Raw genomic sequence first — 20,163 nt, 5'->3', positions numbered from 1 at the left:
TGATTAGATACTTTTCTTCATGCCACAATCCCGACATTCGCGCAAGAAAACCCCACTTTTCACTGAACTTTTGAAGTAAGCTGAGTTGCAGTTGTCGCACCTGCCACTGACCTTATCAGGAAATTCCACATAGTCATACACTTTATCAAGATCGATTTCTTGCTCTTTTATTTCTTCCAGGTTAATCACTCTTTTCTATTTGGCTTTTCTTAGACTAACACAATTACATCCACATAGAAGGGGTATGTTAAAATTACTCTGGTTTTTCCACTAGTTGCATCTGGAAAATTTGCGTTTCTTGAATACCGGCTTTTTGGAGTTCCTGTTTAAATGATTCTCCTTCTTTTAGTTTAACGATTCTCTTCGAACCGTCACGTAACGTATATATTCTAAAATTGTACATGAATGTACCTCCACCTAATTAAATGATTCCTTTACACAATTTCTTCAGGAACTAAGCCATGCGAACATCGACGAGCTCGCTTAATCTCATTTTGTTCTTTAACTCAAACACCTCATCAATAAAAATAAATACGTCCCCAAGGGAATCAACAAACTGAATGAAACCTGTCTCTGTTAAGCATTGACCTTTCTTATAATAAGTAAGGTATACTTGGTTATTTGTATGTAAGGCTTCAATCAAGGTGAAATTAATTTGTTCCATTTGCTCTTCTGTTAAAACAGGTTGAGCTACTTCTGCTTGTTTATTCATCATTTCCTTTAATCCTATGTATTGCTCGGGCATAGTGGCGAATGGACGCCATTTTTTCATTCCTCTAGCTTCCATATCTTTTTCCTCCTTAGGATTTATGGCCACCTATAAGGCCGTTTCGATAACGAGCTGTTGAATAAGGAAGGTGACTAGACGCACGTAGTACACTATTCTTGCCATAACGCAGCCGAATGTCATCAATCGTTTTGGCAAGAGCATAGGCTCTTTCACGCTGATCAATGTCCTCAAATAAGCTCATTTGCTCCTCTTCTTGAATGCTTGTTTTGGATAATGAAATGCCAATGGAGCGAATAGGCATCCCACTATCATATGTATGTAAAATGGTTAAACAATATGGAAAGATATCCTGGCTTAAGTTAGAAGCTCTCCCCATTTTCTTTTGTCTGGAGAAGCCTCCACCTGTTTGTTTACTGTAGCCAATGGATAAATGAACCGTTTGGGCCACCACTTGGTGCATGCGTAAACGAAAACAGACATCGTCCAATAGCTCCAACAACAATAACTCCACTTCTTTTCGGTTTGTATAATCACGGAATAGAATTTGACTCTTTCCAAAGGAACGAGAGCTAGGAATGTACACATCAGAAATGCGACTATAATCAATGCCATTCGCATGTTGGTGCAACTCTTCGCCTAGTATGCCAAATTCCTTTTGTAACATCTCTTTTGAAGAAAGAGCGAGTTCTTTGATGGTGTGAATGCCTAGCCGTTGTAAGCGTCTTTCCGTAGCAGACGAGATCCCCCAGAAATCCTTCATCGGATGAATGGACCACAACTTAAAGGGAATATCCTTATATCGCCAATAGGCAACTCCTGTTGGGCTATTCTTGGCTTCATGATCTAAGCTCACCTTCGCCAGTAAGAGATTCGGACCGATACCTGCGGTAGCTGTCAGCCGTGTCTTGCGATAAATCTCGTTAATGATTTTATAGGCCAGCTCTTCTGGCGTTTTAGCGAATAAATGCAAAGAAGCTGTCGCATCAATAAATAACTCATCAATGCTGTAGGCATGAAAGTCTTCAGGAGCCACATACTGTAACACCAAACTCGAAATATAGTTCGAAGCCTTAATATATCTCTCCATAGATGGATTCACTACATGGATATCTTTCCTTTTAGGAATGTCGAAAAGACGACTTCCAGTTTTAATCCCTTCTTTCCTTAATAAAGGTGTGGCAGCTAGCACAACCGATCCTGATCTTTGGATATCTCCCACCACCGCAAGCCTTGTTTTCAACGGATTTAACCCCCGTATGACAGAGGAAACCGAGGCAAAAAACGATTTCATGTCTATACAAATAATCACTCTGTTTGGTAGCTGCTCATCATCCATTGAAAATACTCCTTAAATAAAAGAACGTTTGTTCTGTATATTATATACGAACAAACGTTCTTTCATCAATAAAAACTCTAAAGTTTTCCCGATTATTGTTACTATAATAAGAGAGAAGAATATTGTAGACGAATTGAGAAGACTGAGGATTGAGCAATGGTTAAAAAAAGCTCTAATTATATTATCTTTTTTTCATGGTTTTTAGTTTTAGTTCTTTTATGGATCGTCATTTCATTCTTTGAAGGTATAAATGGACAGTGGTGGTCTATGTATCGTTTGAATCCACATAAATACGGTCCGTGGGCCTTAGAACTTTCTTACATAAAGGTTAGTATTGCTACTGTTACCTCCTTGGTAATAGCTTATATGGTGAGTTTTGGCTTCAAAAGACATAAATAAAAAAAGCAAACTCCTTGTCACTAGAGTGTGCTCTTTTACTTTAATGCTCGCTTGTTACTTCTCAACATTTCTTTTAGTATTTTGAAAATATAGTTTAGGGTGGCAGTTAGGATATAAAAGGACATTAATCTGGCTCTTCAGCCAGTACCTAAGGAACTTCTATAATTAGGGCATGGTTTGCCATATGGATTCGATTTTGGGTATCTTTACTCCAACTTAAATAGCAAATTGCAATTATATTTTATCAAGTATTTAAACTCCCTAAAAATATACTCACTCGTATTTCTTTAAAACAATAGCTGCATTATGACCTCCAAACCCAAACGAATTAGATACACCAGTATTTATTTTTACTTGGCGAGCAATACCTGGTACATAATCTAAATCGCATAATGTATCCGGATTTTCTAAGTTTATTGTTGGAGGAATTATGCCTTCCTTAAGGCTCATTGATAAAGCAATTGCTTCAACCCCCCCAGCTGCTCCTAACATGTGACCAATCATAGATTTATTAGCTGTTATTGGAATCTGATAAGCATGTTTTCCAAACAGTTCCTTGATAGCCTTGGTTTCAGAGATGTCACCCACCTTTGTACTTGTTGCATGAGCGCTAATAACATCAATCTCTTCGAGGGGTATGTTTGCATTTTTTAAAGCTGCTTTCATTGCAAGATAAGCACCTTTACCTTCTGGGTGTGTAGCAACCATATGGTGTGCGTCTGAGCTTGCACCATATCCAATGACTTCTGCATGAATGTTTGCTCCTCTACGCAAAGCATGAGATAAAGATTCTAAGATTAGAATTCCTGCTCCTTCTGACATGACAAATCCGTCACGGTCTTCATCAAATGGACGACTAGCTTGAGTAGGATTGTCATTCCTTGTTGATAATGCGGTGGCATTTCCAAAACTGGCTACTGATAAGTCTGTTATAGCAGCTTCTGTTCCACCTGCGAACACAGCATCCACTTCTCCAGAACGAATGAGTCTAAAGGCTTCCCCAATAGCTGTATTCCCGATGGCACAAGCAGAAACAGGCGACATAGAAGGACCCATTGCATTCCACTTGATGCTAATTTGTGCTGCAGCAGCATTAGAAATCATACCCGGCACGAGAGTTGGACTGACTCTCCTTGGCCCTTTCTGTCTAAGTGCATCAATATTTTCAATTAAGGTTTCAATGCCGCCTATACCTGAACCTACGTATACGCCTAACCTTTCTGGATCTATATGATTGAGATCTAACTTAGAATCTGCCCAGGCTTGTTCAGCTGCAGCTATAGCAAATTGGGAAAAGCGATCTAAACGCCTTGCTTCTTTCTTTCCTAAAATTTCATCTGCATCAAAATCCCGAACAATTCCTGCAATTTTTGCCTTATGGTCAGTAATATCAAATGTATCTATAGAGGAGATTCCGGACTCTCCTTTAATTAGGTTGTTCCAAAATGTTCTGATGTTATTTCCTATAGGAGAGACTACTCCCATACCTGTAATCACAACTCTTTCCACTTTTCATCACTCCAAATCAATAATATACTTGTATTTTACAGTCCTTTTATCCTATTACAAGGGATTGTTTATCCTGGTATAACTACTACTAGGGTAAATTGTATGATGAGGAGTTTTAAAAATGAACGATAAAACTAGGCTTGAGGCCCTGTCTACATTCCTAAAAGCTAAACGTGCTCAAATTAAGCCAGAGTCTATTGGGTTACCAGCTGGAACCCGAAGAAGGACACCCGGATTAAGACGAGAAGAAGTTGCACAATTAGCAGGGGTAAGTACCACTTGGTACACATGGTTAGAGCAAGGAAGAGATATAAAAGTTTCTTCGATTGTGCTTGATTGTATTTCTACAGCTCTACAACTAAATAGCGATGAAAGAGACTATTTATATGATTTAGCATTAGAAACAAAGTTAGAAATTGTTCATCCAAAAAAAGATCAATTAGAGCTTAGCCCTTCTCTAAATCGAATACTCGCTGAATTAACTTATTGTCCGACTATCGTGACAGATCGCCATTGCCATATTGTAGGATGGAACCCCGCAGCAGCTCATGTTTTTCTAGATTTCGAACAAATTCCAAATGATCAAAGAAATCTAATTCAATTAGTGTTCGCCCGAAAAGAATTGAAAGCATTAGCTGTCAATTGGGAGCATTTTGCGAAAGGTTTTCTTGCTATTTTCCGTACCTATTATGGACACTATTTAGGTGATGAATGGTACAACCAGTTTATTAGTCAGATGAGTCATTTACATCCAGAATTCCAGGCCTTATGGAATGAAAGCCAAGTGAGTAAAGCTCCTGAAATGGTTATTGAATTTAGACATGCCAAAGCAGGGAAAATGTTATTTAATTTAACTTCCCTTCAAGTTCAAGGGGATATGGATTTGCGGTGTAGTATCTACACACCAGTAGAGGAAACAGATACAGAAAATAAATTAAAAAGACTAATGAAAAGAATTTCTATAGAGAAATTATAAAAATTTTTATTATAGCAAGCAAATTAAGGTGACAGTCTCTGGCTTCTATACTGATTTTTCACTCAAAATAAAAGCATAAAATTAAAATTTTTGAGCGATCTAAGAGTATAGGAACCCCAATTCCTACTATTCTTCATGTATGAGATTCTTAAGAAAAAGCTACTTCCACAGGTAAGGAAGTAGCTTTTTTCTTTAAAGATAGGCTTATTTTTTTGAGTTTACATAAGTTTGATTACCGGTACTCCTAAGACAAATAAAAAGAAAATCAAAATCTTTTTCTTGAGAATTAAATATATATTAGATGGCTGTTTTGATTTATAGAAATTCAGTTTATGCTAAAAAACATTATAGATTTTGTAATAATACTTTCTTAAGCTACTTACATGCTATTTACTTAAATCCAATGATGGAATAATATACGCATTACGAATACGTCTTATGTTTTCTCTAACTTCCATATTGTTGCTTCTAGGGCAATCAATGTACGCGTTTTGAATGAAAAATTTTGTTTCTAATCTTATTCTCATTTAAATCACGAGATCATAATGGGAAATTTATATATTTTTAATTTTTCTGAAAAAATTTAATTTATATATTGAAATATGTAAGTTAACTGTTTATAATACAAAAAAGATAAGTGATTTACAATCTGAATTATCTGAAAATTTAATCTTTTAAGATGTGATTAATGGGGGTTTTACCGTGTCAAATAAAGTGCCATTTTCCTTTATAGTAATCATTGGTTTAATGTTATTTGCGTTATTTTTTGGAGCTGGAAATTTAATATTTCCTGCTATGCTTGGTCAGTCAGCCGGAATAAATATCTGGTCAGCAAATGCTGGTTTTTTAGTTACTGGAGTAGGCCTACCCTTACTTGGTGTACTAGCTTTTGGATTCTCAGGAAAAGAAGATTTACAATCATTAGCAAGTCGCGTGCATCCTGTATTTGGGTTAGTCTTTACAACTGTTCTTTATCTAGCTATTGGACCTTTATTTGCTATCCCACGAACAGGTAACGTCTCTTTTGAAATCGGACTTAAGCCATTCATTTCTGAAAGCTCTAGTTCTGTAGCTTTACTTGTATTTACTATTATATTTTTCAGTATTACATGCTTTTTTTCTCTTAATCCTGCGAAAATTGTCGATATTGTCGGAAAGTTCTTAACGCCGATTAAATTAATATTCATTGGAATTTTAGTTCTAGTTGCTTTTATACATCCTATTGGAAGATTTCAAGCACCGACAGCGAAATATATAACAAACTCTTTTTTTAATGGGTTCCAAGAAGGATACCTAACAATGGATACTCTTGCATCTTTCGTTTTCGGAATCATTATTATCAATGCAATTAAAGAGAAAGGCGCTAAAACAAAGAAACAAATTATCACTGTTTGCCTAAAAGCTACGGGGATCGCTGCTATTATTCTTGCAACTATCTATTCTGCCCTTTCATATATGGGCGCTTCAAGTGTAGAAAAGCTTGGGCATTTAGATAATGGTGGTGCGGTGTTAGCGAAAGTTTCTGATTATTATTTTGGAGAATATGGAGGAGTACTACTAGGCTTAATGATTACAGTAGCTTGTCTGACAACTAGTGTGGGGCTTATTACGGCATGCTCTTCTTATTTCCATAAATTATTACCATCTATTTCTTATAAGAAAATTGCGATTAGTTTATCCTTGTTTAGCGCAATAATCGCAAATGTTGGATTAAATCAATTAATTTCTTTTTCAGTTCCTGTTTTAACAGTTCTCTATCCATTAGCAATTGTTCTAATCTTTTTGACTTTCCTTCATTCTTTATTTAGAGGATGTGCTGAAGTATACCAAGGTAGCCTATTCTTAACGTTTGTTGTAAGTGTAGTAAATGGATTAAATGATTTTGGCTTACACATACCTGGTATTAATCAATTATTTACTCACTATCTTCCTCTTTACCATATTGGACTAGGCTGGATATTACCTGCAATTATAGGAGGCCTTGCAGGTTATGGAGTTAACATGTTTAAAAATAAAGAGCCATTCACTTCTAAATCAACAAGGTTAAACAAATGATAATCTTACTCTAATTATCTTAAATAAAACAAATCCAAAAAGAGTCTTTACTTTTTATAAGTCAAAGACTCTTTTTATGAATTCCCTATATATATTTAGACTACGTCTCTTCTTTTGCATTTTTATAGGGAATTTAAATCAATATGTATATTATGCAGAAAAACAGTTTGTAAAAGTCTATATTTTAAACAGAACGTTCATAAATTATCTTTAAACTTAAATGAACGGAAAAATAATAGATTTCCTATATAAGCAAATTATCCGTAAACATATACCTTTACGGACTGCATCTTTAAATGTATGTTAAGACGCTGAATCAGTTATTTAACATCGTATCATATCTGAATCCAAAATCATTTCCTAAACTGTGATATGTATAAAAGGTTTACTTTTTATGCACTAAGCTATAATAAGAAGGCTTTTTAAACTCCTGATGGTAAAAGGAGTTTTTTCGCTTGCTCTGATATACGAGTATGTTGACTGCTAACGAACAACCTATATACAAAATGACTATTATATTTTTGGCTAACATACTTTAGCTTATTTAAGGAATTATTATGGTATAATTATAACTTCGTTTACATTTATGGTTAATACATGGTAATTAACCATATGATAGGAATTTTATTTGATGGTAGGAGTGTTATATGAAGTACGTAGAAGTTGTCACGGAAAGTAGAATAAGAACAATATCTTTAGTACTACTACTTATTTTTATGAGTTTAGGATGGTATTTAGATAGTTCTTTTTGGTACAAGGCAGTCATCATGGTTGTCTCAGTTGCATTTATCTTACATAGTTTACATTATTATTTAGCAGGAAGGAACAAAACAGTAGGTACTATGGCTATAGTAGCAAGTTCAACCTTTGGGTTGTTTAATTTATTGAGAGTTTTTCTTTAAAAACATATTTTTATATTGCAAGGAATGAGGATCTTTCTATGTTTAAAAAGGTTTTAAAGTGTTATGACTATAAGTTTATCATAGCCTTAGTTGTTTTAAGTATTATTGGTTTAATTATGGTTTACAGTGCTAGTATGGTAACAGCTATCGCTCGATATGGATTCACGGGTGATTACTTTTATCAAAAACAAAAGTTTGCACTTTTAGCAGGGCTTTTCTTTTTCTGCGTTACAGCCGTTATTCCTTATAAGATGTACCAAGAAAAAAAATTCTTGATGCTTGCATTAGGAGGAATAACTACCCTGTTAGTTCTGGTACTTGTATTTGGACATACGGCAGGAAATGCAACAAGTTGGCTTGTACTTGGTCCAGTTAGAATACAGCCATTGGAATTAACAAAACTCGTAATTATTGTCTATTTAGCAGCTGTTTTTACAAATAAACAGGAATATATAAATGACTTAAAGCGTGCAATTATTCCACCTATTCTTATTGTCTTTTTCCTTTGCTTTTTAATTGCTATGCAACCTGACTATGGTGGGATTCTTCTTATTTTAGCAATCGTTGCAGCCATTGTCTTATGTTCTGGTATTTCTGGAAAATCAATGTTGAAAATTGCAATGTTAGGGGTAGTAGGCATAGGAGTTATGCTTGTTGTTTTATTAGTAACTGGCCATATTGACACCGTCTTCTCTCCTGTACGTATCTCTCGTTTTACAGGATACTTACATCCATTCGAAAATCAGCAAGGCAATGGTTATCAGCTTGTTAATTCTTATCTGGCTATAGGAACCGGTGGGCTACAGGGGCTAGGTCTAGGTCAGGGTGTACAAAAAGCTGGTTATCTACCTGAATCTCATACAGATTTTATCATGGCTGTTATTGCAGAGGAACTAGGTTTTTGGGGTGTACTTATCGTCTTGGGTTTATTATTTTTTATTGTTATTAAAGGGCTAAGAATTGCACAGAAGTGCAAAGAACCTTTTGGAGCATTAATGGCTATAGGTATTTCAGTTATGATTGGTATTCAAGTATTCGTGAATCTTGGAGCAGTAACTGGTATCTTACCTATTACAGGTGTAACTTTACCGTTCGTGAGTTATGGTGGATCCTCTCTCACATTATTAATGTTATCTATGGGCGTATTGACTAATATCTCTATGTTTAATAAGTTCGAAGAAAAACATAAGGGTGAATTAGTTAAACAACGTAAGTTAAAGAGTGTTTAAACCGAGGAAAAAGGCGTCTTATTTTATAAGACGCCTTTTTTTTATTCAAGAATAACATATTTTAAGAGCGAAGATATTGTTACTTTAACATAGTTAACAAAATAAAAAGCAACCTCGACAATTGGCAAGCGAGGTTGCTTTTTATGCTCGTTGAAGAATGAATGCTACAACGACTAAATTATATCATATTTTACCAATAAATATATATTTTTCTTGTTTTTGCATATGTATAAAAGGAGCGCTTTTTATACATTCTTTCTTCAACCACACACCTGAAGATCATCGTCATATCAACGGTGTATAAAAAGCTGCATACTCAAGCAAAAGAATCCTTAGCTGAACCCTACTGCCGCAAGGGTTCTTTTGCTTGCTTGGTTCCGAAAAGAGTGTTTATGTAAACTAGCAATGTATATCATATGCATAATTAATTTAAAAATACATCTTCATATTTTCGATAAATTTATAAAGGAAATACACAGAAAATCCAATTAGCACACATCCAGCTGCCACGGATATCCATTTAATATAAAGTGTATTTAACATGCGTCTTGTACCAGCTACCAGTGTCATCAACCCTAAATCATGAATAAGAATTCCAACTATAATACCTATACCTACAATTAAAAATTGAAAAGAACTAGCTGTCTCGAAAGAGTTCGTTAGTACTGTACCAAAAACACTTAACCAAAAAATTAAATTACTTGGAGAAATAGCTACTAGTAAACCACTTAAGTAAGAGGACTTAAAGGACTTTTCTACCTTTTCTCCAGGGCTGGAGATATCATGATCTGCGTTTTTGATGCTGTCATACCCTATATATAATAAAAATAAGGCTCCTACTAACCACATAATAATTTGGATAACGGGTGTGGCCAAAAAATTAGCTAGTCCTGAATAGAGAAGAATAATTAAAAGTAAATCGATGGTCATACCACCGAGACCTACAATCCAACCATGCATAAATCCATTTTTTAATCCCTGTTTCGTCATCTCCACTGTTACTGTACCCACAGGTAGAGCGATAGAGAGACCTAATAATACATTTGCTAAAAATAAAGTAACCAAAGAAATAACCTCTCCTAATTTATTATAAATATTCATTTTTTTGCAATATAACCCCTATTATTATATTAAATTATGGAATAAAATTCAATATTATGTATAATAAAACATATAAAGGAAGGAGGTTGTATTTATTGAAGCAAAAAATAGCTATTATCTCAGATGTTCACGGAAATAGCTTAGCATTAGAAGCTGTATTATGTGATATCTCAGATCGTGGAATCAATACTATATTTAATTTAGGTGATAGTTTGTATGGACCGTTAGATCCCATTGGAACTTTTAAACTATTAATGAAGCATGATATTACACATATTATGGGGAATTGTGATCGAATGATATTTGATTCATCAGACGATGATTCTTCATCTACAGTTAATTATGTGAAACGTAGCCTAACTACAGAGGCTCTCGAATGGTTAAAACAGCATCCTAGTAGCTTAATTATGGATGATATCTTTTTATGTCATGGTACACCTAATTCCGACAAAATATATTTATTAGAAGAAATGACGGAAGAAGGAGCAATCTTAAAAAGCTCAAAAGATATTATAAATAATTTAGAAGACGTGGAACAAGACGTTATATTATGTGGTCATAGTCATATTCCAAGAACGCTCTATTTACCAAATGGAAAATTAATTATAAATCCTGGTAGTGTAGGACTTCCCGCATACATAGATGATTTACCGATACCTCATAGAATGGAATCCGGATCTCCTCATGCGAACTATACAATTATTGAAAAGAAATCAGCTAATTGGCTAGTTGATCAAATCAGTATTCCATATCAATGGGAAAAGGCAGCTGCCATGGCAGAAATAAATCAGCGTCAAGATTGGGCAGATGCTTTGAGAATGGGAAGATTTTAAGGAGGAGAAAATAATGCCTAAGATTAAAACAATTGTGTTTGATTGGGGGGATACCCTTATGAAAGATTTTTCTGAATATGAAGGACCAATGGCTGATTGGGAATATGTAGAGATCGTAGATGGCGTTAGTAAATCTTTACATATTGTTAGTCAGAGCTACATATGTTGTGTAGCTTCCAATGCCGGGGCCTCAAATTCAGAACTATTAGGAATGGCTTTAAAGCGTGTTGATATACAACAATATTTTCAATATCTTTTTACATCTAGAGAACTGGGCTTTTCAAAACCTAGTCTTGATTTTTTTAGTAAGATTGTTCAGACTTTAGGCTTTACTCCTCAGGAATGTATTATGGTAGGCAATGATTATAATAAAGACATTATCCCTGCAAAAAAAATTGGAATGCAAACCATATTTTTTTCTCAAGAATCTAAAGATACGAATTTTGATCATGCAGATTATGTAATGAGTTCTATGGAGAATTTACACGATATTATATTAGAAATTGAAGAAAGAAATAATATTTATACGAGTTAAGTTTTAAAAAAAGCCTTTTAAAAGGCTTTTTTTGTTTCCTATAAGCCGTTTTATGTAAAATAGCTTTGCATACGGTATGCATTAAAACAAAGAACTTATTTAATTAAAATTTTGTAAGTAAACTAACCTAAACGAAAAAGTTAATGTAAGTTATATTAGAGTCCATTGGTCGAAATATACCAGTGGACTTTAACTTTTACTTGTTTTAAACTGAAAATCGATGTAAGATATAAATTGCGTAAAGTAATATATATCTTACATCGATTTTCATATAGATAAGAGGTGGGTTTATCTTGGTTAATAGAATTAAGATTGCACGCATAGAGAAGAACTTAACTCAAAAAAATTTGGCTAGTAAAGTAAATGTCACTAGACAAACGATTGGGTTAATTGAAGCTGGTAAGTATAATCCTTCACTGAAACTATGTATTGATATTGCAAAAACATTAGATAAGACTCTAGACGAACTATTTTGGGAGAGAGAGCAATGAATAAATTCAAAAAAATACTACGTATTACAGAACATGACGATGAAAGAGTTCAAGCGTTAGAGTACAGATCTTATGCTGAAGCAGGGTTTCTTATTGCTGTATTGTCAGCACTAGATGTAATCATTAGAGGTCTGGTATTAAGCCATCCGTTGAGTGAATGGGGTATGAGTCTATTCATTTTAATTATTTACATAATCTACGTTGGAGCTAGACAAATTACAATGAGAATAACTAAAGATGACTTATTAGAGGAAAATGAGAAAAAGAAAAATAGAGCAGAGGAAGTTTCTACTTTACTTGGTATTGCACTCTTTGTGATATGGAGAAAGGTTATCTTAAAAGAAAGCTTAATTCCTTCAGGCTTACTAAATTGGATTGAGAATATTGGTGTTTTTATAGTTATCTTCATTATTACGTACGGGATGACGTATTTATTCAGAAATAAAAAACAGAGTGAAATATAGAAACATTGCTTATGTTTATTTAAGATTAATAATATAAGCATAAAAAGAAAACTTGCAGTAAAAGGCGTTTTCTTTTTATTTATACCAATAACTAACTGTAATTATGGTAACTAGATTTTCACATCGTATCCATTTAAATAAAAAAGCAGCCAATAAAAAAACAGCACTGTCCATTCAAATGGGGTAGTGCTGTTTTTTATTAGTTTATTATATAGATCAATACTGCTATTAAGTTAGGAAGAGCAATTGAAATAAACTTTTTAGAATCCTCTAAACGACTTTTATGTTTTTTTCTGTCGGAGGTTGATAATCGTTTATTACCTAAACTATAAATTAAAAAATCTACAGAAAGCACTATAGATACTAATCCTATAGCTCCACATAAGTAATAAGTAAAACTCCAAATTCCTGAAAAATAAGAAATAGATAGTACGATAAGTAGTGCAATTACGCCCGTTATGAGTCCTTTTTTCATTTGATAATCCCTCTTTTTTAAAAGTAATACACCTATATATTACCATTATATTTCTTTTTTGTGAGAGCGTACCTAGAGAATCCATTATGTTAACTCACTTTATATGTTATTTAAGAAACCATACATAAAAGTAGCCACATAACAGGATTGCAACTACAAGTTGATAATGTTCATCTGTAATAAGATGGAAAAATAGCGTTGTATTTGAGATGATTAATCTATCGAAAGATAGGAGGTCATTATTATATGACATTTGGTGAAAAACTTTTTAAATTAAGAAAAGAAAAAGGTCTCTCACAAGAAGCTTTAGCCGAAAAGGTAAATACAACAAGACAGGCGATTAGTAAGTGGGAAAATGGCCAGGGCTTTCCCGAGACTGAAAAGCTCTTAATGTTAGGAAATATATTTGAAGTCTCAATTGATTATTTGTTAAAAGATACAGTAGTGCAAGAGAGTACCCGTGAAAAAGGCTATTATGTAAGTAAGGAAATGGCTGAAGGGTTTTTAGCCTATCAAGGAAAAGCATACAAATATGTATCCCTAGGGATTAGCTTACTCATCCTATCGAGCATACCTTACTGGTTGTTTGACCAAAACAAAGCACTTTCTACATTTTTAATTATTTTAATTGCTACATTTGGTGTAGGCGTTATCGTTTCTACCGTTTTTTTAGGAGGACATCAGTATAAGGTACTTAGTAAAGAACCTTTGCTGTTGGATCATCATCATCTCAAAGAATTATCTTTAAAATACAATCATACTAAAAAGAAGTATGCTGTTGTAATGGTAGTAGGATTTTGTTTATTAGCAGCAGGCGTAATGCCTTTCTTATTTGAAAGAAAGGGCATTGTTTCAGGAGATTTAGTTCCTTATTATCCCTTCTGTTTGGGTATGATTGCTATAAGCTCATATATCCTACTTCGAACACTCCCTATTCTTTATTCGTATACGTTGTTAGTAAATAATGAAGAGCATGTAAATAGATTAAGCTTTAAACTTTTAAAGAAAGGAAAAAAGAAATTAGAAGAGATGTAAATAAGCAGACTCATTGAACAGTTATGTCTCAATGAGTCTGCTTACTTTTTACAAAATACAGGTTACCTAGAATGTTGCTTATGTTAACTAACTTTGTATATCGTATACAGGGCTAGTGTTCCAAAGGTTATAAAAGAACAACCTGTTAGAATGGTTAATGTTTTTGCTATACGCATTGGGAACCTGTTCCATAATTTAATTAAAACTTCAAGCTCAATATAACCACTTACTCCAATAGGGCTTTCACTCTTGTAATCATTCTTTTTCATTTTAAATAGAGATGAGTAGAAAATAATAATTCCCCACACAAGAGACAATCCTGCTATAAAGGTTAACAAAGTATTTACCTCCCGTTTACTTTTAATTTTTTCACCTCATAAAAAGAGCTTTAAACCTTACGAAATATATTTAAGGCTTAAAGCAAAATAAATAATAAACGACATAACTAAGTAGCAACTAATAATTCCTATTCTTAAACGTTTAGAACGTCCTTTTAGCCAGCCCCATCTTTTATCGTCATAGTCGAAAATAAAATAGTCCGCAATGATCGATAAAATAATGATAATACTTACTATTAGTACACTCATTCTTCGTCCCCCTTCATTATTTGCAACTATTAAATAATATAACAAAATAACCAATAAATAACAAAAGGGTATCTAGAAAATCCATTGTGTTAACTTCCTTTGTATACGATATTCATTCATTTCCCTATCCTTATATTATGTTAAAATGTAATTATAAGGAAAAAAGGGGATGTTTAATATATTTACAGTTGGGATCGATGTAAAGAAAACAGAAAAAGAATTAATTATAAAATGGCAACTTGCTAAATTTAATATTCCACTAGAAGATATTATTGAAGTTACAGAAGACAATACGTATGGAGGTAAAGACGCTGATGCAATCCGTATAGGGCCTCCCTATGGAACAACTGATCGAATTTTCATTAAAACTAAGAAGCAAAATTATATACTTTTCACTACAAACAGAACAACGATACTAAACAGAATAAATTCATAATTAATTATTCTCATGTACATATAATAGGTATTCAACGGTAAGGAGGGGGAAAACATTAGCAAAAATATTAGAGTTGTGATTGGTTTAATCAGTAATATTATTCTGTTTATTTTTGGAATCAGAGGTTTATTAATAAATGAACCAATACCATTTGCTTCTTACCTCTTTACGACAAGTGGATTAATTGGGATTATTGCTCTTCTGATGGAATTGAAAAGGAGAAATAATAATGAATCTAAGACTTCTAAACAAATGTAGATACCTGCGCTTAGAATTGATATTCTAAGCGTCTTTTATTATTGATTTCCGATAACTGTGATTATTTAAAGTTGATGTTTATATTGTACGATTTCGGAAGCTATTCCTATAATTTATTCTCTGTTAACCAATGGTTTACACAGTGTTACTAAGCGTTTGTGGTAGTTACACCATAAATGTTATAAGGTGGTACATGAGGGGGCGATGGTACATGGAATTAGGAGAACAATTACAAAAGTTAAGAGAACAAAAAAACATGTCTAGAGAAGAATTAGCTCAAGAGATGAATGTATCTAGGCAGGCTGTATATAAGTGGGAGAATAATAAAGGATATCCTGATATTGAAAACCTTATTAAGTTGAGCGATTTATACAATATAACGTTAGATAAATTAATTAAAGATGACCATTCTTTTCAAAAAAAAATAGTAATAGATAAAAAAAAGAACAACATCGAGGATTTATCTGATCCTGGTTTTTTAATTGGTATCATTCTTGTATTTGTAGGATTATTTTTAGATTTAGGTACATTTTCAGCAGGTATTACAATATTAGGTTTTTTAACGATGTTTCTTTATGATGATTTTAAGAAAATGTTTTGGACTATAAAAAAGGATTTTAAGAAAGAAAAGTGAGAAAAAGCCTTTAGACTGAAGCTAAAGGCTTTTTTTCTACCGATAAGGTGTATTATATTGACTAGCTGTGTATATGGTATACATTTAACTTGATAAGGTCATTTTTTATGTTTTCAAGATAAATACTCCCAAAATATAGTCAAACTCTAAGAAAATATTTATGTGTAACAAGAATCGTATGAATGCGTTATAAAAGTAGATTTATTTACGAGGTTCAATATAATAATAAACACCAAACTTTTCATTGATTTTCGGTGTAACTTCACCGCCTTCTGTTTCAATTGGTATATTTTTGTCCTCTGCTGTTCCTGTATAAGCAGTGAATTTTTTTCCTGATTGTGTTTCTGTATCCCAACTTACGGGAGTAGAAGGGTTATTACCACTCTTAATTCCAATGTTTGCGCTCTCTCTGTACCAAGCATACTTACCATTCTGCTTAGCTATGTTAGCTATACCGATGACTATATCCTTATTTTCTTCTTCTAACTTGTAAAAAACAAATGTTTCACCATTTTCTTTCATTTCTCCAACAATATTTTCCTTTGTATTTAGATCGCCGTCTTTAATCCCTTGATTAATAGCTTTATCCTGCGTTGTAAACCACTTTAATTTGTTATCATTTCCATTCGAACAACCGGTAATAATAAGCAATAATAGTAATATAGTTAAAACCCTCTTCAAACTATGACTCCTCCTCTATAAATTACAGTATATAACATATTTATTTTACTACATTGCAGTTAATTTTTTCACTTTAATGGAATAAAAGTTAAAAATTGTGTTTTAATAGATATTGGAAATATTTATTAAAATGAACGGGGATTGTCGAAATGCACAATATAAAATTCAATTATTTAACCGAATTATGCTCAAGGTATCAGCAAGACAAATTTTTTATTGAAGAAATTCCTCTCTCTATTTTATCCAAGGCAAATAAAAGGTTTAACATTTCAAATAATGAAGAAGTAGTTGCTTTTCTCGACTGTACGATATTTGGATTGGGGAAAATTGGTGTGTGTTTTACCGATAAGGGGTTAAGGTGGAAAAATCTAAGTGGTGAATTAGGCAATATTGAATGGACTGAATTCGGTAAAGTCAATCAAATTACAGTTCAAAATAATGTCGAAGTTCATTTCGACAATAGAAAAGCATGTTTAATAGGTGGAGGAAATACGTATCCAATCCCATTATTTATAGAACTTTTAACAAGTATAAGAGATTTCTTAAACGAATATTCGTACGAATTACTTGTAAAACCGCACAATGTTTCTTCTTCTGTAACGTATAATGACTTGATGAATATAAGTACATTATTTGAGAAATATGAAGAAGCTTTTGAGCCTAATAATGGCCTGTTAGTAAATCAGCATATTCCTTCAGATTTGAAAAAGAAAATAATAAAGTATTTTAATTTACAACCTAATAAAGAGATTGTTGCTTTTTTATGTACGTTTCCTTTAAAGAAGACAGACGGTATTATTATTGGTGAAAATGGAATTTATTTTAGAGAAACATTCATCTCTCTTTATTATCCCTGGTATGTATTCCGAACGTTGCCTTTATACTTATCAGAAGATGAGCTTAATATTGGGAAAGATAATATTTTTCATCTTACTCATGCCAAAATGGAAGGTACAGAGATTCTACTTTTTCTAAAAAAACTTCAAGAGTATGCTAATTCTGCTTATGAGAATGTTCCTGATGTAGTTGACCTCGACGCTGCTAACACTAAAATTTAAAAGTTACGTTATATATTAATTAAAATAAAACCCACTTCATAATAAGATGAGACCCTGAAGTGGGTTTTTGACGCTCCTTAGAAGCCGTTTTATGTTAACTAGAAAGACACATACAAACATATACTTTAACGTCGTTATATAGGATGTTAACTGTGGGAGTGTCTTTTTATAATGGCCAAATATGTGTTGAAGGTATAATCTGTGGATTGTTTATAGAAATAGGAATTACTTTTATAGCTTTGTTCATTGCATATGTAGTTTACGAAGCAATTTATAAAGGATAAGCAATGCATGCAAAATGGTGCATTGCTTATTTTTGTGCATCCAAAACAAGATATTTTTCAAAGAAAAAAACAGAATTAAATATATTTCAAAATATAAATTTAAATATTTTCTAATTTATGTAATAATTGTATGTGTTTATTTCCTAAATGACATTAGTAATTAACTCTGAAAGGAACGAAATAATGGATAAAGCAAAAAAGATTTTGGTATTATGTTTAGCTATTCTTATATCAACCATTATCGTACTCTCCGTTATCTTTATTAACTGGGAGCATATCTTTGGTGACACCAGACCTATAGCAAATGCTAAAGCGATGTACCAATTAGAATTTAAAGATAAAGATATAGCTGAAACGACAGATGTTGATAATAACATTATGTATCTAGTACCTAAAGGACATTTAGATACATACATCGAAATGATGAAAAAGAAAGGGTACACCTTAACAGAAAAAGACGATAAACATCACACACTTTTAATAAAAAAAGGAAATACTTTCACAGAGATCTCTTATAAGAGTTTTACTTCTAGATATACCTTAATAAGTAGTCCATTTTTAAAGGAAGTTTAACTATTTGCTAGCACAAAAGTAAAAAAACGTAATTCCATAGAATAATAGGAGTGTTATATGAAGTACGTAGATGTTATTACAGAAAGTAAAATAAGAGGTATCTCTTTAGCTCTTCTTCTTATTTTTATGAGCTTAGGGTGGTATTTAAATAGTTCTGTGTGGTACGAAGCAGCTATATTAGTTGTCTCCATTGCTTTTATACTACATGCCGTAAACTATTATTTAACTACCAGAAATAAAGCAACAGGGATCACGGCAATAGCAGCAAGTTCAGGGTTTGGTTTATATAATTTATTAAGTATCTTTTTTTAAAAGTATTGTGATTTTCTATATTTGCAAGAAATGAGGAAGTTTTATGTTAAAGAAAATTATAAGGTGTTATGATTACAAGTTCATCGCGGCTTTAGTCGTTCTATGCCTTATTGGTTTGGTAATGGTCTACAGTGCAAGCATGGTAACGGCTATTAGTCGATATGGAGTAGCAGGAGATTACTTTTATCAAAAGCAAAAACTTGCTCTTATAGCAGGATTTTTCTTTTTTTGTGTGACAGCTTTTATTCCTTATAAAATATATCAAGACAAAAAAATATTAAAAATCTTGTTAGTAGCTGTCATTGCACTTTTGGCTTTGGTACTTGTTTTTGGACATACAGCCGGAAATGCAACAAGTTGGCTCGTACTTGGTCCAATTAGGATACAACCATTAGAGTTAACCAAACTCACAATTATCGTATATTTAGCAGCTGTCTTTACGAACAAGCAAGAGTATATCAATGATTTAAAGCGTTCTATTATTCCACCTATTGTCATTGTACTTTTTATTTGTTTCTTGATTGCGATGCAGCCTGACTATGGTGGTATTCTCCTCATCTTGGGTATTGTCGCAGCGATTGTCTTGTGTTCAGGTATCTCAAGAAAATCAATGATAAAGATTGCCTTATTAGGAGTAATAGGCGTTATTGTTATGCTATTTGTTTTATTAGTAACAGGTCATATCGATACGGTATTCTCCCCTGTTCGTTTAGCCCGTTTTACAGGGTTTTTACATCCTTTTAGAGATCAACAGGGAGATGGGTATCAACTTGTTAATTCTTACTTATCTATAGGAACTGGTGGGCTGCAAGGTCAAGGATTGGGACAAGGTATTCAAAAAGCTGGTTATCTTCCTGAATCACATACGGATTTTATTATGGCTGTAATTGCTGAGGAGTTAGGTTTTTGGGGAGTACTTCTTGTCTTAGGGTTACTATTTTTTATTATTTTACAAGGACTAAAAATAGCAAGAAGGTGTAACGATCCATTTGGAGCATTATTAGCTATAGGTATTTCAGTTATGATTGGTATTCAAGCATTTGTTAACCTTGGAGCAGTAACAGGTATTCTTCCTATCACAGGTGTAACATTACCTTTTGTAAGCTTTGGTGGTTCTTCCCTCACATTATTAATGCTAGCAATGGGAGTGCTAACAAATATCTCGATGTTTACTAATTACGAGAAAAAATACAAGAATCAAGTACCTAAACAAAACAAGTTAAAAAGTATTTAAAGTTATGAAAAGTGGCAACTTGGTATGAGAAGTTGC

Annotated in this window: 25 protein-coding genes; 15 read left to right on the top strand and 10 right to left on the bottom strand. The window is 33.0% G+C overall.

Annotation, left to right across the window (positions count from 1 at the left end; genetic code table 11):
- Positions 1-3: 3 nt before the first annotated feature.
- From ACNHOZ_RS23925 to fabF, 5 genes are all read right to left on the bottom strand, one after another.
- Positions 4-189, bottom strand: a complete 186-nt coding sequence (locus tag ACNHOZ_RS23925) for a hypothetical protein (protein ID WP_080968584.1) — start codon at positions 187-189, stop codon at positions 4-6.
- Between the two features lie 64 nt (positions 190-253).
- Positions 254-403, bottom strand: a complete 150-nt coding sequence (locus tag ACNHOZ_RS23920; protein WP_275211294.1) for a hypothetical protein — start codon at positions 401-403, stop codon at positions 254-256.
- A gap of 51 nt (positions 404-454) precedes the next feature.
- Positions 455-787, bottom strand: coding sequence for a YolD-like family protein (locus ACNHOZ_RS23915; RefSeq protein WP_275211293.1), 333 nt, complete (start codon positions 785-787; stop codon positions 455-457).
- Between the two features lie 13 nt (positions 788-800).
- Positions 801-2,066 carry a Y-family DNA polymerase gene (locus tag ACNHOZ_RS23910; protein ID WP_275211292.1) on the bottom strand — a complete coding sequence of 422 codons (1,266 nt, stop codon included), beginning with the start codon at positions 2,064-2,066 and terminating at the stop codon, positions 801-803.
- A gap of 672 nt (positions 2,067-2,738) precedes the next feature.
- Positions 2,739-3,974: a beta-ketoacyl-ACP synthase II gene (gene fabF / locus ACNHOZ_RS23905; protein WP_275211291.1), complete on the bottom strand. Its 1,236-nt coding sequence runs from the start codon at positions 3,972-3,974 to the stop codon at positions 2,739-2,741.
- 121 nt (positions 3,975-4,095) lie between these two features.
- Here fabF and ACNHOZ_RS23900 point away from each other — a divergent pair, with 121 nt between their 5' ends.
- The 4 genes from ACNHOZ_RS23900 to ACNHOZ_RS23885 all read left to right on the top strand — a co-directional run bounded on the left by ACNHOZ_RS23900 (position 4,096) and on the right by ACNHOZ_RS23885 (position 9,136).
- A complete protein-coding gene (locus ACNHOZ_RS23900) occupies positions 4,096-4,950 on the top strand; it encodes a helix-turn-helix transcriptional regulator (RefSeq protein ID WP_255906690.1) in 855 nt (284 codons plus the stop codon).
- 702 nt (positions 4,951-5,652) lie between these two features.
- A complete protein-coding gene (gene brnQ / locus ACNHOZ_RS23895; RefSeq protein WP_048018814.1) occupies positions 5,653-7,005 on the top strand; it encodes a branched-chain amino acid transport system II carrier protein in 1,353 nt (450 codons plus the stop codon).
- A gap of 647 nt (positions 7,006-7,652) precedes the next feature.
- Positions 7,653-7,907 (top strand): hypothetical protein, encoded by a 255-nt coding sequence (locus ACNHOZ_RS23890; RefSeq protein ID WP_049164752.1) that lies wholly within the window; start codon positions 7,653-7,655, stop codon positions 7,905-7,907.
- A gap of 38 nt (positions 7,908-7,945) precedes the next feature.
- Positions 7,946-9,136: an FtsW/RodA/SpoVE family cell cycle protein gene (locus tag ACNHOZ_RS23885; protein WP_311265543.1), complete on the top strand. Its 1,191-nt coding sequence runs from the start codon at positions 7,946-7,948 to the stop codon at positions 9,134-9,136.
- A gap of 429 nt (positions 9,137-9,565) precedes the next feature.
- Here ACNHOZ_RS23885 and ACNHOZ_RS23880 read toward each other — a convergent pair whose 3' ends face one another.
- Positions 9,566-10,237, bottom strand: coding sequence for a LysE family translocator (locus ACNHOZ_RS23880; RefSeq protein WP_328253122.1), 672 nt, complete (start codon positions 10,235-10,237; stop codon positions 9,566-9,568).
- A 56-nt stretch (positions 10,238-10,293) separates the two neighbouring features.
- On the opposite strand from ACNHOZ_RS23880, the gene ACNHOZ_RS23875 reads away from it, so the two are divergent.
- From ACNHOZ_RS23875 to ACNHOZ_RS23860, 4 genes are all read left to right on the top strand, one after another.
- The gene (locus ACNHOZ_RS23875) at positions 10,294-11,070 is read left to right on the top strand and encodes a metallophosphoesterase family protein (protein ID WP_394555688.1); all 777 of its coding nucleotides are present in this window, start codon (positions 10,294-10,296) and stop codon (positions 11,068-11,070) included.
- Between the two features lie 13 nt (positions 11,071-11,083).
- Positions 11,084-11,605, top strand: a complete 522-nt coding sequence (locus ACNHOZ_RS23870; RefSeq protein WP_367018643.1) for an HAD family hydrolase — start codon at positions 11,084-11,086, stop codon at positions 11,603-11,605.
- Between the two features lie 293 nt (positions 11,606-11,898).
- A complete protein-coding gene (locus tag ACNHOZ_RS23865; protein ID WP_264195338.1) occupies positions 11,899-12,096 on the top strand; it encodes a helix-turn-helix transcriptional regulator in 198 nt (65 codons plus the stop codon).
- Positions 12,093-12,560, top strand: a complete 468-nt coding sequence (locus tag ACNHOZ_RS23860; RefSeq protein ID WP_226556647.1) for a DUF6773 family protein — start codon at positions 12,093-12,095, stop codon at positions 12,558-12,560. The genes ACNHOZ_RS23865 and ACNHOZ_RS23860 overlap by 4 nt, the downstream gene beginning before the upstream one ends.
- Before the next feature lie 199 nt (positions 12,561-12,759).
- Here ACNHOZ_RS23860 and ACNHOZ_RS23855 read toward each other — a convergent pair whose 3' ends face one another.
- The gene (locus tag ACNHOZ_RS23855; RefSeq protein ID WP_226556648.1) at positions 12,760-13,035 is read right to left on the bottom strand and encodes a DUF5316 family protein; all 276 of its coding nucleotides are present in this window, start codon (positions 13,033-13,035) and stop codon (positions 12,760-12,762) included.
- Between the two features lie 246 nt (positions 13,036-13,281).
- On the opposite strand from ACNHOZ_RS23855, the gene ACNHOZ_RS23850 reads away from it, so the two are divergent.
- Entirely contained in the window at positions 13,282-14,070 is a 789-nt protein-coding gene (locus ACNHOZ_RS23850; protein WP_226556649.1) for a helix-turn-helix domain-containing protein, read from the top strand.
- A gap of 83 nt (positions 14,071-14,153) precedes the next feature.
- Here ACNHOZ_RS23850 and ACNHOZ_RS23845 read toward each other — a convergent pair whose 3' ends face one another.
- Positions 14,154-14,408 carry a hypothetical protein gene (locus ACNHOZ_RS23845; RefSeq protein ID WP_226556650.1) on the bottom strand — a complete coding sequence of 85 codons (255 nt, stop codon included), beginning with the start codon at positions 14,406-14,408 and terminating at the stop codon, positions 14,154-14,156.
- 57 nt (positions 14,409-14,465) lie between these two features.
- A complete protein-coding gene (locus ACNHOZ_RS23840) occupies positions 14,466-14,657 on the bottom strand; it encodes a hypothetical protein (protein WP_043981794.1) in 192 nt (63 codons plus the stop codon).
- A 169-nt stretch (positions 14,658-14,826) separates the two neighbouring features.
- Between ACNHOZ_RS23840 and ACNHOZ_RS23835 the strand changes: the two genes are divergently transcribed.
- Together ACNHOZ_RS23835 and ACNHOZ_RS23830 are read left to right on the top strand one after the other, a co-directional pair.
- On the top strand, positions 14,827-15,093 hold the full coding sequence (locus tag ACNHOZ_RS23835; protein ID WP_421545587.1) for a SunI/YnzG family protein: 267 nt from the start codon (positions 14,827-14,829) through the stop codon (positions 15,091-15,093).
- A gap of 469 nt (positions 15,094-15,562) precedes the next feature.
- The gene (locus tag ACNHOZ_RS23830; protein WP_421545586.1) at positions 15,563-15,985 is read left to right on the top strand and encodes a helix-turn-helix domain-containing protein; all 423 of its coding nucleotides are present in this window, start codon (positions 15,563-15,565) and stop codon (positions 15,983-15,985) included.
- Between the two features lie 201 nt (positions 15,986-16,186).
- On the opposite strand, the gene ACNHOZ_RS23825 is transcribed toward ACNHOZ_RS23830, so the two are convergent.
- Positions 16,187-16,666, bottom strand: coding sequence for a hypothetical protein (locus tag ACNHOZ_RS23825; protein WP_226556652.1), 480 nt, complete (start codon positions 16,664-16,666; stop codon positions 16,187-16,189).
- A 149-nt stretch (positions 16,667-16,815) separates the two neighbouring features.
- Between ACNHOZ_RS23825 and ACNHOZ_RS23820 the strand changes: the two genes are divergently transcribed.
- The 4 genes from ACNHOZ_RS23820 (at position 16,816) to ftsW (ending at position 20,127) form a co-directional block, all read left to right on the top strand.
- Positions 16,816-17,724 carry a hypothetical protein gene (locus ACNHOZ_RS23820; RefSeq protein WP_421545585.1) on the top strand — a complete coding sequence of 303 codons (909 nt, stop codon included), beginning with the start codon at positions 16,816-16,818 and terminating at the stop codon, positions 17,722-17,724.
- Between the two features lie 467 nt (positions 17,725-18,191).
- The gene (locus ACNHOZ_RS23815) at positions 18,192-18,581 is read left to right on the top strand and encodes a hypothetical protein (RefSeq protein WP_421545584.1); all 390 of its coding nucleotides are present in this window, start codon (positions 18,192-18,194) and stop codon (positions 18,579-18,581) included.
- 57 nt (positions 18,582-18,638) lie between these two features.
- Positions 18,639-18,893 carry a hypothetical protein gene (locus ACNHOZ_RS23810; protein WP_048022065.1) on the top strand — a complete coding sequence of 85 codons (255 nt, stop codon included), beginning with the start codon at positions 18,639-18,641 and terminating at the stop codon, positions 18,891-18,893.
- 43 nt (positions 18,894-18,936) lie between these two features.
- Positions 18,937-20,127 (top strand): putative lipid II flippase FtsW, encoded by a 1,191-nt coding sequence (gene ftsW / locus ACNHOZ_RS23805; RefSeq protein WP_311265557.1) that lies wholly within the window; start codon positions 18,937-18,939, stop codon positions 20,125-20,127.
- The last annotated feature ends 36 nt before the right edge of the window (positions 20,128-20,163 follow it).

Source organism: Priestia sp. D51 (genome assembly GCF_053345675.1).
Note: the sequence above shows the minus strand (reverse complement) of the source record. Positions and strands in the feature narration are given on the sequence as shown.